13 protein-coding genes are annotated in these 14,337 nt (G+C 59.9%); 6 read left to right on the forward strand and 7 right to left on the reverse strand.

What is annotated here, in order from left to right:
• Positions 1-34 precede the first annotated feature (34 nt).
• The 5 genes from FFS64_RS00880 (at position 35) to FFS64_RS00900 (ending at position 3,937) form a co-directional block, all read left to right on the forward strand.
• Positions 35-694 carry a FadR/GntR family transcriptional regulator gene (locus FFS64_RS00880; RefSeq protein ID WP_137803843.1) on the forward strand — a complete coding sequence of 220 codons (660 nt, stop codon included), beginning with the start codon at positions 35-37 and terminating at the stop codon, positions 692-694.
• Positions 684-1,979, forward strand: coding sequence for a CynX/NimT family MFS transporter (locus tag FFS64_RS00885; RefSeq protein ID WP_137803844.1), 1,296 nt, complete (start codon positions 684-686; stop codon positions 1,977-1,979). Before FFS64_RS00880 ends, FFS64_RS00885 begins: the two co-directional genes overlap by 11 nt.
• A gap of 111 nt (positions 1,980-2,090) precedes the next feature.
• A complete protein-coding gene (locus tag FFS64_RS00890) occupies positions 2,091-2,561 on the forward strand; it encodes a nuclear transport factor 2 family protein (protein ID WP_137803845.1) in 471 nt (156 codons plus the stop codon).
• A 40-nt stretch (positions 2,562-2,601) separates the two neighbouring features.
• Complete coding sequence (locus FFS64_RS00895; protein WP_137803846.1) at positions 2,602-2,913, forward strand: GIY-YIG nuclease family protein; 312 nt, start codon at positions 2,602-2,604, stop codon at positions 2,911-2,913.
• An 88-nt stretch (positions 2,914-3,001) separates the two neighbouring features.
• A complete protein-coding gene (locus tag FFS64_RS00900; RefSeq protein ID WP_137803847.1) occupies positions 3,002-3,937 on the forward strand; it encodes a glutathione S-transferase family protein in 936 nt (311 codons plus the stop codon).
• A 147-nt stretch (positions 3,938-4,084) separates the two neighbouring features.
• Here FFS64_RS00900 and FFS64_RS00905 read toward each other — a convergent pair whose 3' ends face one another.
• Together FFS64_RS00905 and yejK are read right to left on the reverse strand one after the other, a co-directional pair.
• Positions 4,085-4,435, reverse strand: a complete 351-nt coding sequence (locus FFS64_RS00905) for a glutaredoxin family protein (protein WP_137803848.1) — start codon at positions 4,433-4,435, stop codon at positions 4,085-4,087.
• On the reverse strand, positions 4,435-5,439 hold the full coding sequence (gene yejK / locus FFS64_RS00910; RefSeq protein WP_095193049.1) for a nucleoid-associated protein YejK: 1,005 nt from the start codon (positions 5,437-5,439) through the stop codon (positions 4,435-4,437). Before yejK ends, FFS64_RS00905 begins: the two co-directional genes overlap by 1 nt.
• Positions 5,440-5,833: 394 nt before the next feature.
• Between yejK and FFS64_RS00915 the strand changes: the two genes are divergently transcribed.
• Positions 5,834-6,115: an HU family DNA-binding protein gene (locus FFS64_RS00915; protein ID WP_003221909.1), complete on the forward strand. Its 282-nt coding sequence runs from the start codon at positions 5,834-5,836 to the stop codon at positions 6,113-6,115.
• A gap of 112 nt (positions 6,116-6,227) precedes the next feature.
• Here the strand turns inward: FFS64_RS00915 and rlmF are convergent, their stop codons facing one another.
• From rlmF to FFS64_RS00940, 5 genes are all read right to left on the reverse strand, one after another.
• Positions 6,228-7,247 (reverse strand): 23S rRNA (adenine(1618)-N(6))-methyltransferase RlmF, encoded by a 1,020-nt coding sequence (rlmF, locus tag FFS64_RS00920; RefSeq protein ID WP_137803849.1) that lies wholly within the window; start codon positions 7,245-7,247, stop codon positions 6,228-6,230.
• Positions 7,248-7,485: 238 nt separating this feature from the next.
• The gene (locus FFS64_RS00925; RefSeq protein ID WP_137803850.1) at positions 7,486-10,332 is read right to left on the reverse strand and encodes a valine--tRNA ligase; all 2,847 of its coding nucleotides are present in this window, start codon (positions 10,330-10,332) and stop codon (positions 7,486-7,488) included.
• Positions 10,333-10,573: 241 nt separating this feature from the next.
• The gene (locus FFS64_RS00930) at positions 10,574-11,890 is read right to left on the reverse strand and encodes an MFS transporter (protein WP_137803851.1); all 1,317 of its coding nucleotides are present in this window, start codon (positions 11,888-11,890) and stop codon (positions 10,574-10,576) included.
• Positions 11,891-12,142: 252 nt separating this feature from the next.
• Complete coding sequence (locus FFS64_RS00935) at positions 12,143-13,387, reverse strand: HlyC/CorC family transporter (protein WP_137803852.1); 1,245 nt, start codon at positions 13,385-13,387, stop codon at positions 12,143-12,145.
• Positions 13,388-13,399: 12 nt separating this feature from the next.
• Positions 13,400-14,212: an inner membrane protein YpjD gene (locus FFS64_RS00940; protein WP_137803853.1), complete on the reverse strand. Its 813-nt coding sequence runs from the start codon at positions 14,210-14,212 to the stop codon at positions 13,400-13,402.
• Positions 14,213-14,337: the final 125 nt, after the last annotated feature.

Genomic DNA, 14,337 nt, shown 5'->3' on the forward strand with positions numbered 1-14,337 from the left:
ATTCATCCTATGATTGGATGAAAGGGCGAATCCTATGTCAGACATTTCTCCATTAGTGAAACGATCCCTGGTCGATCAGGCCCTGGATCAGTTGCGTCAGCGCATCAACCAGGGCGTTTGGGCGGTTGGCCAACGCTTGCCTACCGAACCCGAGTTGTCCGCCGAGCTGGGCATCAGCCGCAACACCGTGCGTGAAGCCATGCGGGTGCTGGCGTTTTCCGGGTTGATAGAAATCCGTCAGGGCGATGGCAGTTACCTGCGGGCGGTGGTCGATCCGCTGGACACCCTGAAGGTGTTGTCGCAGTGCTCCCTTGAACAGGCCCGCGAAACCCGTCACATCCTCGAGGTTGAGGCCATTGGCTTGGCCGCTTTGCGCCGTACCGATGAAGACCTGGTGGTTTTGCGCGAGGCATTGGGTGTCAGCGGCAGCCACTATCACGGCGACCTCGACACCTATATCGCTTGCGATCTGGTCTTCCACCGCCGCCTGGTGGACGCCGCGCACAACGCGACCCTCAGCGAGTTGTATCGCTATTTCTCCAGTGTCGTCGGCGCTCAGCTGCGGCACTGCCTGAACATCACCCCACGCCGCCAGGAAGTGTTCGACCTGCATGTCGAGCTGCTCGAAGCGGTCGAGCAGCGCGACCCGGAACGGGCCAAAGCTATATCGAGGCAGTTGATCAATGAACCTTGAAACCGAGAACGCCAGCCGTCACCTACCACAATCCAAACGCGCGGCGGAGCTTGAAGAGTTGCTGATCGATGCCGAGGCCGATGACGAACAGGTCCAGCAAAGCCATCCGATCCTGCGCCGTCCATGGTTGCTGCTGCTGGGCCTGATTCTGGTTGCGCTGAACCTGCGTCCGGCATTATCGAGCATGGCGCCAATGCTCAGCGAGGTGTCGAAAAGCCTCGGATTATCGGCGTCGCAGGCCGGGTTGCTGACGACTCTGCCGGTGCTTTGCCTTGGTTTGTTTGCGCCACTGGCGCCGATTCTGGCGCGGCGCTTCGGTGCCGAGCGAGTAGTACTGAGCATCCTGCTGACACTGGCGGGCGGGATCATCCTGCGCAGCTCATTCGGTGAGATTGGCCTGTTCGCTGGTAGTGTGCTGGCCGGCGCCAGCATCGGTGTGATCGGTGTGTTGCTGCCGGGGATCGTCAAACGCGACTTTCCGAAACAGGCCGGCACCATGACCGGCGTCTACACCATGGCTCTGTGTCTGGGCGCGGCGATGGCGGCGGGTGCGACCGTGCCGTTGAGCGAACACTTCGACAAGAGCTGGGTATTGGGCCTCGGTTTCTGGGTGATTCCGGCGCTGGTCGCGGCACTATTCTGGCTGCCACAAGTCGGTCAGAAACACGGCGCGCATAACGTCGCCTATCGCGTCCGGGGATTGCTGCGCGACCCATTGGCCTGGCAAGTGACTTTGTACATGGGCCTGCAATCTTCCCTGGCCTACATCGTGTTCGGCTGGTTGCCTTCGATCCTGATCGGTCGTGGACTGACCCCGACCCAGGCGGGCCTGGTGCTGTCGGGTTCGGTGATCGTTCAACTGATCAGTTCCCTGGCCGCACCTTGGCTTGCCACCCGTGGCAAGGACCAGCGTCCGGCAATCGTGATCGTCATGGTGATGACCCTCGGCGGTCTGTTCGGTTGCCTCTACGCCCCGATTGAAGGCCTGTGGGGTTGGGCGATCCTGCTCGGTCTGGGGCAGGGCGCGACCTTCAGCCTGGCGCTGACCCTGATCGTACTGCGCTCGCGGGACTCGCATGTCGCGGCCAACCTGTCGAGCATGGCCCAGGGTTTCGGTTATACCCTGGCGTCCATGGGGCCGTTCGCGGTGGGCATCGTGCACGATTTGACCGGCGGCTGGACCGCCGTGGGCTGGATCTTCGGCGTGATTGGCCTCGGCGCCATTGTTGCCGGCCTCGGTGCCGGACGTTCGCTGTACGTTCAGGTGCAAAGCGAAAAAATCTGAATCCTCGTACTACTGGCATTCGGCCCACGAATGCCGGTGGTCTTGTGTGCATTTGCAGACTATCGTGCAGGCAATCTTTCGATGCCAATTTGCACAACAGGGAGTCTGCCCATGAGTGAAGCCCACAGCGCCTTGATCACCCGGTTCTACCAGGCCTTCCAGCGGCTCGATGCCGAGGCCATGGGCGCTTGCTATACCAATGATGTGGTATTCAGTGATCCGGCGTTTGGCGAGCTTCGCGGTCGTGATGCCGGCGATATGTGGCGCATGCTCACCACCCGGGCCAAGGATTTCTCCCTGACCTTCGATAATGTGCGCAGCGACGAGCGCACCGGTGGCGCCCATTGGATCGCGACTTATCTGTTCAGTCAGACCGGCAACACCGTGGTCAACGACATCCAGGCTCGCTTCGTTTTCCGCGACGGCAAGATTTGCGAACATCATGACAGTTTCGATATGTGGAAGTGGTCCCGACAGGCGCTCGGTTTCAAAGGCTTGCTGCTGGGCTGGACGCCGCTGGTACGCAACGCCGTTCGTGCACAGGCGCTAAAGGGGCTGAAGGCATTTCAGGCCAGTCGCTGATAAGATTGCGGCTTGTTTCCTTTCAAGCCTTGATCGATCCGTGACCACCCACAGCGAAAATCCTGTCGACGCTGACTCTCCCGTGAGCAAGCCCTGGTTTGTCTACCTCGTGCGCGCGGCCAATGGTTCGCTCTACTGCGGGATCAGCGATGATCCGGTACGGCGTTTCGCCACTCACCAGAGTGGCAAGGGCGCGCGGTTCTTCCTTTCCAGCCCGGCCGTGGCCTTGGTTTACACCGAAGCGTGTCGCGACAAGAGCGAGGCGCTGCGTCAGGAACGCCTGATCAAAAAACTTCGGAAAAGCGCCAAGGAGTGTCTGGTGGCCAGTGCTGCTGCCGGCTTATCAATCTGACTGATCGGTTCCCATCAGGCGGATCTGTAGGCTGCCAACCGATTGCGCGCTAAGCTGGAGGCTCCTATTGAGTGCGGCGGAGCCGAGCATGTCCGAGTTGATTCTCCATCATTACCCGACGTCCCCCTTCGCCGAAAAGACCCGCTTGCTGTTGGGCTTCAAAGGGCTGTCCTGGCGCTCGGTGAAGATCTCGCCAATGATGCCCAAGCCCGATCTCACGGCCCTGACCGGTGGCTACCGCAAGACCCCGGTGTTGCAGATCGGCGCGGATATTTATTGCGATACGGCGTTGATCGCCCGTCGTCTTGATCAGGAAAAAGCCCTCCCGGCATTCTTCCCGGAAGGCCAGGAAATGATCGCCGCAACCTTCGCTGCCTGGGCCGATTCGGTGGTGTTCCAGCATGCGGTCAGCCTGGTGTTTCAACCGGAATCGATCGCTGTTCGTTTTGGCAATTTGCCGCAGGAAGCGATCAAGGCATTTCTGGCAGATCGCGCGGGTTTTTTCAGCGGAGGCAGCGCTACAAAGTTGACGGCCGGGCAAGCGCGGCATCAATGGCCGACGATCATGGCGCGTCTGGAGCAACAGTTACAGCGCGAGGAAGGTGATTACCTGTTTGGCGAGCCGTCGATTGCCGACTTCGCCATGGCGCATCCACTGTGGTTCCTCAAGGCAACACCGGTGACGGCGCCGCTTGTGGATAACTATCCGGCCGTGTCGGCCTGGTTGGCACGGGTGCTGGGTTTCGGCCATGGGGCGCCGAGCGAGATGACTTCGGAAGAGGCGCTGGTGGTAGCACGCAACGCTACGCCTGCTGCTTTACCGGATGAGCAGTTCATCGATCCGAACGGGTTCGAGGTTGGCCAGCAGGTGGTGATCGCGGCGACTGACTATGGCGTCGATCCGGTGGCGGGGGAGTTGATGTTTGCCGGTAGCGAGGAATTGATCGTGCGTCGCGAGGATGAACGTGGTGGTTTGGTGCATGTGCACTTTCCGCGGCTGGGCTTCCGCATCGAAGCACAGTAGGCGCGAACTACCGGTTTTCGGGTCATGCACTAACTTGTGGGAGCTGGCTTGCCTGCGATAGCGGAGTATCAGACAACATCAATGTTGTTGGACTGACGTCATCGCAGGCAAGCCAGCTCCCACAGGGGAAGGTGTCGGCCTGATCAGCTATTTCAGGGCCGCCAGAATCGCATCCGGGTCATACCCGCGAATCAGTGTTCCGTTCACATCGATGAACGGAATCCCGCCGCCGCCCAGCGCTTCGTAAGCCTTGCGTACCTCGGCATCTTTCTCGATATCGAATTCCTTGTACGGAATGCCTTTCTGATCGAGAAAGCGCCGGGTCAGTTTGCAGTAGCCGCACCATTCGGTGGTGTAGAACACGACATTGGCCGTGGCCTGGGTCTGCTCGGACACCACCTGCGAGGGATTGAACAGCCGCTCGATCTTGCCCCAGTTCTGGTAAACCACCACCACCACCAGGATCAGCAGAACTTTTTTCAGCACGTTACCCAGCATCAGTTGCGGCGCTTGAGCTGGTCGGTGAGCGAGGTCGGCAAGCCTTTGATGATCAGGGTGCCGGCCTCTTCGTCGTACTCGATCTTCGAGCCCAGCAAATGCGCTTCGAAGCTGATCGACAGACCTTCGGCGCGACCGGTGAAGCGGCGGAACTGGTTCAGGGTGCGTTTGTCGGCCGGGATCTCCGGCGACAGGCCGTAATCCTTGTTGCGGATGTGATCGTAGAAGGCTTTCGGGCGATCCTCGTCGATCAGTTCCGACAGCTCCTCCAGGCCCATGGGCTCACCGAGCTTGGCCTGGCTGCTGGCGTAATCCACCAGGGTCTTGGTTTTTTCCCGGGCAGAGTCTTCCGGCAGGTCTTCGCTTTCGACGAAGTCACTGAAAGCCTTGAGCAGGGTGCGGGTTTCGCCCGGGCCATCGACGCCTTCCTGGCAGCCGATGAAGTCACGGAAATACTCAGAGACTTTCTTGCCGTTCTTGCCTTTGATGAAGGAAATGTACTGCTTCGATTGCTTGTTGTTCTGCCATTCCGAGACGTTGATGCGCGCCGCCAGATGCAGCTGGCCCAGGTCCAGGTGACGGGACGGGGTTACGTCCAGTTGCTCGGTCACCGCCACGCCTTCGCTGTGGTGCAGCAGGGCGATCGCCAGATAGTCGGTCATGCCCTGCTGGTAATGAGCGAACAGTACGTGGCCACCGACCGAGAGGTTGGACTCTTCCATCAGCTTTTGCAGGTGTTCCACTGCCACGCGGCTGAATGCGGTGAAATCCTGGCCGCCATCAAGGTACTCCTTCAGCCAGCCGCTGAATGGAAAGGCGCCGGACTCCGGGTGAAACAGACCCCAGGCTTTGCCTTGTTTGGCGTTGTAGCTTTCATTGAGGTCGGCAAGCATGTTCTCGATGGCTGCGGACTCGGCCAATTCAGAGTCGCGAGCGTGGAGAACCGCTGGAGTACCGTCGGGTTTTTTGTCGATCAGGTGGACGATGCAATGACGGATCGGCATGAGCTTCTCGGCTGGTTGGAGAGAGCAGGGCGGGCTCCCTGAAAAAGCGCCAAGTGTACCGCAACCGCTGCTTTTGGCGCGGCACGAAGGGCAATTGCACGGCGCCCCGAGGTGCTTATGCGTTTTTTTGCCGATTTAGAGCAATAAAGCTGACCAAATGGGTAGCTAGAGGCGGATATTTCCCCGTCTCTGTGCTAGTTTTGCCCGGTCTTACGCGAAGTCACTGCGTTAAGCGTGCAGTCAGCAATTGTCAGGTCGAACCAAACCCTGATTTCGGCATCTATAACCCGACTCGTCGCGGTTATCGCCGAGGGTGCCAGATCCAGAAGATCGGGCTCGATGGCTGACACTGCACTCTGCAATCCATATGAATTTGATAGGGAAGGAACACTACATGGCTCTTACTAAAGACCAACTGATCGCCGACATCGCTGAAGCTATCGACGCGCCAAAAACCACCGCGCGTAACGCTCTGGACCAACTGGGCCAAATCGTTGCCGATCAGCTGGAAAACGGCGGCGAAATCACTTTGCCAGGCATCGGCAAACTGAAAGTGACTGAGCGTCCTGCCCGTACCGGCCGTAACCCTTCGACTGGCGCAGCCATCGAAATCCCTGCCAAGAAAGTGATCAAGCTGGTTGTGGCCAAAGGCCTGACCGACGCTGTGAACAAGTAAGACGCAGTGATAAAAAACCGTGCGCCGGAGCAATCCGGGCACGGTTTTTTTGTGTCTGCGATTTAGCACGCTCCTCAGAACCGGTGTGGGAGCGGCGGTTAGTGAACCGGCTTTAGCGCGTCCAGCGTTCGCGGCGCCAGATCTGCTGTTCGGACTTGGTCTGGAAGGTCCAGGCAACGAAGCGACTCTGTTTCTGCCCTTGCGACATCTCCACGACCTGGCTCTCCAGTACGCCCGCCTTTTTCAGAGCGATCTCGATGGCCGGCAGGTTCGAGGCTTTCGACACCAAGGTACTGAACCACAGCACCTTATGCTGGAAGTTCGCGCTTTCGGCGATCAGTTGCGTCACGAAACGCGCTTCACCACCTTCACACCACAATTCCGCCGACTGACCGCCGAAGTTCAGCACCGGCAGTTTGCGTTTCGGGTCGGCGCGGCCCAGTGCGCGCCATTTGCGTTCGCTGCCCTTGGTGGCTTCGGCCATCGAGGCGTGGAAGGGTGGGTTACACATGGTCAGGTCAAAGCGCTCACCCGGCTCCAGCAAACCGATCAGGATGTGCTTGGGATTGGTTTGCTGGCGCAACTGGATGGCTTTGTTCAAACCGTTGGACTGGACGATGGCTTTAGCCGAGGCCACCGCTGTCGGGTCGATTTCCGAGCCGAGGAAGTGCCAGCGGTAGTCACTGTGTCCGATCAACGGATAAACGCAGTTGGCGCCCATGCCGATATCGAGGACATTGACCTGCGCGCCGCGCGGGATTTTGCCGTCGTTCATGCTGGCCAGCAGGTCAGCCAGGAAGTGTACGTAATCGGCCCGGCCCGGCACCGGTGGGCACAGGTAGTCCGCCGGGATGTCCCAATGGGCAATACCGTAGAACGCCTTGAGCAGCGCCCGGTTGAACACGCGCACCGCATCGGGGCTGGCGAAGTCGATGCTTTCCTTGCCGTACGGGTTGATGATCACGAATTTCGCCAGTTCCGGCGTGGTTTTGATCAGCGCGGGGAAGTCGTAACGACCCTGATGGCGATTGCGCGGGTGCAGGCTGGCTTTTTCACGCGGCTCGACGGCTTTGGCCGGGGTCGCGGAGTCAGGCTTCTTGCGCGCAGGTTTGGGTGTGCGGGGGGCGTTCATGGGCGTGGTCGATTCGGGTATGGCTGAAAGTGGCGGGCATTGTCCCACATCTATGGGCAACACTGTGGGAGCGAGCCTGCTTGCGAAAGCGGTTTGTCATTCAGCATTGATGTTGGTTGACATGGCCTCTTCGCGAGCAGGCTCGCTCCCACAGGGAAATTGTCGTGTTTGAAGTAATCTGGCAGGTATGAAAAAAGGGAGGCCATTGCTGGCCTCCCTTTTTCATTGCGACTTGCCGTTACAGGCTGGCAATCCGCGCATGCTGCTCCGCCAATTTGCCCAGCGCCTGTTCGGCTTCGGCCAGTTTGGCGCGTTCCTTGTCGATGACTTCAGCCGGTGCCTTGTCGACGAAACCAGCGTTGGACAGCTTGCCGCCGACACGCTGCACTTCGCCTTGCAGGCGCTGGATTTCCTTGTCCAGACGCGCCAGTTCCGCACCTTTGTCGATCAGGCCGGCCATCGGCACCAGCACTTGCATCTCGCCAACCAGCGCGGTCGCCGACAGTGGTGCTTCTTCGCCGGTTGCGAGTACGGTGATCGATTCGAGGCGCGCCAGTTTTTTCAACAGTGCCTCGTTTTCGCTCAGGCGACGTTGATCCTCGGCGCTGACGTTCTTCAGAAACAGCGGCAACGGTTTGCCCGGGCCGATGTTCATTTCGCCACGGATGTTACGCGTGCCGAGCATCAGGCCCTTGAGCCATTCGATGTCATCTTCGGCGGCCTGATCGATGCGCTCTTCGTTGGCCACTGGCCAAGGCTGAAGCATGATCGTTTTACCTTCGATGCCGGCCAGCGGCGCGATGCGCTGCCAGATTTCTTCGGTGATGAACGGCATGAACGGATGCGCCAGGCGCAGGGCCACTTCCAGCACGCGAACCAGGGTACGACGGGTGCCGCGCTGACGTTCGACCGGTGCGTTTTCGTCCCACAGCACAGGTTTGGAGAGTTCCAGGTACCAGTCGCAATACTGGTTCCAGATGAACTCATACAAGGCTTGTGCGGCCAGGTCGAAACGGAACTGGTCGAGCTGGCGGGTCACTTCCGCTTCAGTGCGTTGCAGCTGCGAAATGATCCAGCGATCAGCCAGCGACAGCTCGTAGGCTTCGCCGTTCTGGCCACAGTCTTCGCCCTTGTCCAGCACGTAGCGCGCGGCGTTCCAGATTTTGTTGCAGAAGTTGCGATAGCCTTCGACGCGGCCCATGTCGAACTTGATGTCGCGACCGGTGGACGCCAGCGAGCAGAAGGTGAAACGCAGCGCGTCGGTGCCGTAGCTGGCGATGCCGTCGGCGAACTCGTCGCGGGTCTGCTTCTCGATCTTCTTCGCCAGTTTCGGCTGCATCATGCCGGAGGTGCGTTTCTGCACCAGCTCTTCCAGCTCGATGCCGTCGATGATGTCCAGCGGGTCCAGGACGTTGCCCTTGGACTTGGACATCTTCTGGCCCTGGCCATCACGTACCAGACCGTGCACGTAGACGGTCTTGAACGGCACCTGCGGCGTACCATCCTCGTTCTTGATCAGGTGCATCGTCAGCATGATCATCCGGGCAACCCAGAAGAAGATGATGTCGAAACCGGTGACCAGCACATCGGTAGAGTGGAATTTCTTCAGGAATTCGGTCTTTTCCGGCCAGCCCAGGGTGGAGAAGGTCCACAGGCCCGAGCTGAACCAGGTGTCCAGTACGTCGTTGTCCTGCTGCAGGGCAACGTCCGGGCCGAGGTTGTGCTTGGTGCGCACTTCGGCTTCGTCGCGACCGACATAGACTTTGCCCGACTCGTCGTACCAGGCCGGAATCCGGTGGCCCCACCACAGCTGACGGCTGATGCACCAGTCCTGGATGTCGCGCATCCACGAGAAGTACATGTTTTCGTATTGCTTGGGTACGAACTGGATGCGGCCGTCTTCAACGGCGGCAATCGCAGGCTCGGCCAGCGGCTTGGTGGACACGTACCACTGGTCGGTCAGCCACGGCTCGATGATGGTGCCGGAGCGGTCGCCTTTCGGTACTTTCAGGGCGTGATCGTTGACGCTGACCAAGAGACCGGCTGCATCGAACGCCGCCACGATTTGCTTGCGCGCTTCGAAACGGTCCAGGCCGGCATATTCAGCCGGGATCTTGCCGTCGATGCTTTCGTTCAGCGTGCCGTCGAGGTTGAACGCCTGGGCGGCTGGCAGAACGATGGCGTTCTTGTCGAAAATGTTCAGCAGCGGCAGGTTGTGGCGCTTGCCGACTTCGTAGTCATTGAAGTCGTGGGCCGGGGTGATTTTCACGCAGCCGGTGCCGAATTCCGGATCGCAGTAATCGTCGGCGATGATCGGGATGCGGCGGCCGACCAGCGGCAGCTCGACAAATTTGCCGATCAGGGCTTTGTAGCGTTCGTCGTTCGGGTTAACGGCCACGGCGGAGTCGCCGAGCATGGTTTCCGGACGAGTCGTCGCGACGATCAGGTAATCGTTGCCTTCAGCGGTCTTCGCGCCGTCGGCCAGCGGGTATTTCAGGTTCCACAGGAAACCTTTTTCGTCGTGGTTCTCCACTTCGAGGTCGGAAATCGCCGTGTGCAGCTTGGTGTCCCAGTTAACCAGACGCTTGCCGCGGTAGATCAGGCCGTCTTCGTGCAGGCGTACGAAGGCTTCCTTGACGGCTTCCGAGAGGCCGTCGTCCATGGTGAAGCGCTCGCGGCTCCAGTCCACGGACGAACCGAGGCGGCGGATCTGACGGCTGATGTTGCCGCCGGACTGATCCTTCCACTCCCAGACTTTCTCGAGGAACTTGTCGCGGCCCAGATCGTGGCGATTCTGACCTTGGGCTTCGAGCTGACGCTCCACCAGCATTTGCGTGGCGATACCGGCGTGGTCGGTGCCCGGCTGCCACAGGGTGTTGCGACCCTGCATGCGACGGAAACGGATCAGGGCGTCCATGATCGCGTTGTTGAAGCCATGACCCATGTGCAGGCTGCCAGTGACGTTCGGCGGCGGGATCATGATGGTGTAGGACTCGCCCGCGCCTTGCGGGGCGAAGTAATTCTCTGACTCCCAGGTGTTATACCAGGAGGTTTCAATGGCGTGCGGCTGGTAGGTCTTATCCATGCGCGGCGGGACCCTATTGGCATTTATTCAGGAAAAGCCGGCAAGTATAGCGGGGATGTTCCGATGCGCGTAGAGCGAGGTGACAACGGGTGGGCGAAAATTTGTGGTTGGTCGGGGATATGTTTTGTCCTTTCGGACGCCATCGCGGGCAAGCCACACTCCCGCAGGTTACTTGTCGGACCACGACTTTGTGATCGACGCGAACCTTGTGGGAGCATGGCTTGCCCGCGATTGCGTCGGGTCAGACGACGCGATTCAAATCGTTATGCCGCGTTTCCTTCAGGAACAGCACGGCAATCAAGCTCAGCACCGCAGCCCCGGACACGTACCCGCCGACATAACTCAAACCACCCATTGCCACCAGTTTCTGCGCGAAGAACGGTGCCGCCGAAGCTCCGACAATCCCGCCCAGGTTGTAAGCAGCCGATGCGCCGGTATAGCGCACATGGGTCGGAAACAGCTCCGGCAGCAGTGCGCCCATGGGAGCGAATGTCACGCCCATCAGAAACAGTTCGATGCACAGAAACAGCGCCACGCCCCAGGTCGAACCCTGGGTCAGCAGCGGTTCCATCAGAAACCCGGACAGAACCGCCAGCACGCCACCTATGATCAGTATCGGTTTGCGTCCGTACCGGTCACTGGCCCAGGCCGACAGTGGTGTGGCCGCGGCCATGAACAGGACGGCGAAGCACAGCAGGCCCAGGAAGGTTTCACGGCTGTAGCCGAGTGTCGACACGCCATAGCTCAGGGAGAACACCGTGGAGATATAGAACAGCGCGTAACACACCACCATCGCGCCCGCACCCAGCAGCACCGGCAGCCAGTATTGGCTGAACAGTTCGATCAGCGGGATCTTTACCCGCTCCTGGCGCGCCACGGCGTTGGCGAACACCGGTGTTTCGTGGAGTTTGAGGCGTACATACAGGCCGACCATCACCAGTGCGGCACTGAGCAGGAACGGAATGCGCCAGCCCCACGAGCGGAACTGTTCATCGTCCAGGACCATGGCCAGTGTCAGGAACAGGCCGTTGGCCGCGAGGAAGCCAATGGATGGGCCGAGCTGCGGGAACATGCCGAACCAGGCGCGTTTGCCCTTGGGCGCGTTCTCCGTGGCCAGCAACGCTGCACCGCCCCATTCGCCGCCCAGTCCAAGGCCCTGGCCGAAACGCAGTACGCAGAGCAGGATCGGCGCCCAGGCCCCGATGCTGTCGTAACCCGGCAGCACGCCGATCAGCGTGGTACACACGCCCATCAGCAGCAGGGAGGCCACCAGCGTCGATTTGCGACCGATGCGGTCGCCAAAGTGACCGAACAGCGCCGAACCCAAGGGCCGGGCGAGGAAGGCGATGCCGAAGGTGAGGAAAGCCGACAGCATCTGCGCCGTGCCGGAAGTCTGTGGAAAGAACACCGGGCCAATCACCAGCGCCGCGGCGGTGGCGTAGACATAGAAGTCGTAGAACTCGATAGCGGTGCCGATGAAACTTGCCGTGGCTACGCGAGTGGCGGAGTTGGTCGGTCGCGCGGGTGTGGAATCGCTGTAAGTCGTGCTGGTCGTCATGCGGTTATCCCTGACAGTCATGTTGCCCCAGTGGAGCGAATTATTATGGTCGAACACCCAGGGATGTGGGTTTTAAGCGGGGTGCGGGTAGCACAGGGGTAGGGCGGCTTGGGTAAGCGGCTCGATTATAGGAAGGAGGCTAACGAATCAACAAGTGCGGATGTTTCGAAAATATCGCAGCCAGTGGCAGCGCCTGCAGGAAGTACGCATTCCAAGTGTAGGAGTTGCCGCAGGCTGCGATCTTTTGACTATTCAGGGGGCTGACACAATCGCGGGAGCTGAGCTTGTATGCCAGATCAAAACCCGTGTGACGCGGTTCTCTTCCGTCTCAAGGATTTCCAGGCGATAACGGCCGATCTTCAGGCACACCGCGCTTTCCGGAATGGTTTCCAGCGCCTCGGTCACCAGGCCATTGAGGGTTTTCGGGCCGTCGCTTGGCAGGTGCCAGCCGAGGCTCTTGTTCAGGTCGCGTATCGATGCGGCGCCATCGATCACCAGGCGCCCGTCGGCCTGTGGATGGATATGCGGGTTGTCCAGGCTTTGCTGGCTTTCGAATTCGCCGACGATTTCTTCGAGAATGTCTTCCAGGGTCACGATGCCGAGTACTTCGCCGTATTCGTCGACCACCATGCCCAGGCGTCGCTGCTGTTTGTGGAAGTTCAGCAACTGCAGTTGCAGCGGGGTGCTTTCCGGAACGAAGTAAGGTTCGCGACTGGCTGCCAGCAGCGCTTCCAGCGTCAGGCTTCCATCAGGGAGCAAATGGGCGATTTGCCGGGTGTTGAGTACCGCTTCGACCTGGTTGATATCACTGTGGAACACCGGCAGGCGTGTGCGCTTGTTGTGGCGCAACTGCTCGACGATTTCCTCGATCGGGTCGTCGAGATTGATTCCGTCGACTTCACTGCGCGGTACCAGAATGTCGTTGACCGTGATGTTGTCCAGCGCATGGATGCCTGGCAGCGAATGTGGGCGGCAGACGACGGGTTCACGATCGTCGTGCCGTTCCGTCGGCACCTCGTCTTCGCTCTGTTGCACCACCTTGGCTTTGCGAGCGAACGGGCGCAGCAGCAACTGGCTGATGGCATTGAGCAGCCAGGCGGCCGGATAAATGATTTTCAACGGCACGGGAAGCAAGGTGTTGCCCAATGCCAGGATTGCATCCGGATGGCGGACAGCGAGGGCGCGCGGCAGGTAGTCGGCGAACACTAGCACAATGGCACCTGCGCCGAGGCAGGCAACCCAGGGACCGTTTTCGGCCCAGGTAAAAATCGCCAGCAAGGTGCAGAGGACGACTACCAAGGTGCGGCACAGGGTATTGCAGAAGATCAGGCTGTCGAGTGGAAAGTTCAGCCGGGCCAGCGGCTTGTCGCTGGAGCGCGAAGCCGTGCGCTTGGCGAGCAAATGCAGGTGTGCGGATTCGATGGCGGAAAACAGGCCTGACCATAAAATCAGCAGGACCACCACTGCAAGCATCGGCCCTAAGGGCAAGTCGTCCATTATTGCCGCCCGTCAAATGTGCAGGATGTATTCACGGACCAGCTTGCTGCCGAAATACGCCAGCATCAGCAGGCAGAAACCGGCGAGGGTCCAGCGAATGGCTTTGTGTCCACGCCAGCCGAGACGGTTACGGCCCCAGAGCAGCACGCTGAAGACGACCCAGGCCAGGCAGGCGAGCAAGGTTTTGTGTACCAGATGCTGCGCGAACAGGTTGTCGACGAACAACCAGCCGGAGATCAGCGACATCGACAACAGGGTCCAGCCGGCCCAGAGGAAGCCGAACAGCAGGCTTTCCATGGTTTGCAGTGGCGGGAAATTTTTGATCAGCCCGGAGGGGTGCTTATGTTTGAGCTGATGGTCCTGAACCAGCAGCAGCAAGGCCTGGAACACCGCAATGGTGAACATGCCGTAGGCGAGAATCGATAGCAGGATGTGGGCAAGGATGCCTGGTTCCTCGTCGATCACTTGCACGGTGCCGGCCGGGGCGAACTGGGCCAGCAGCACCGTGATGGCGCCCAACGGAAACAGCAGCACCAGCAGGTTCTCCACCGGAATCCGTGAGCAGGCCAGCAGGGTCAAGGCGATGACGGCTGCGGCGATCAGGCTCGAAGCGCTGAAAAAGTCCAGGGCCAGACCGATCGGGGTCAACAGATGGGCGAGCAGGCTGGCGCCGTGGGCCAGCACGGCGAGTACGCCAAGCGTAACCAGCAGGCGTTTGTTGGCCTTGGCGCAGGTAGCCAGGCGAGTGCCCTGATAGAGAGTCGCAGCGGCATATAAGCAGGCGGCGGCGAGGGAGGTCAGCAAACTGGGTGACAAGGGGAGCATAAGTCCTGTTAGGCAAGCCCGAAAGTCGCTGAGTTTGGCATAGAACCCCCGCGCCACGAAAGACCAGACAAGCTGACGGCGAGGTGTCCGCCAGACGCAGTCTTCGCTATAATCCGCGACCTGCC

Origin of the sequence: Pseudomonas sp. G(2018) (assembly GCF_005502415.1) — a bacterium.
In the GTDB taxonomy this organism is placed as follows: domain Bacteria; phylum Pseudomonadota; class Gammaproteobacteria; order Pseudomonadales; family Pseudomonadaceae; genus Aquipseudomonas.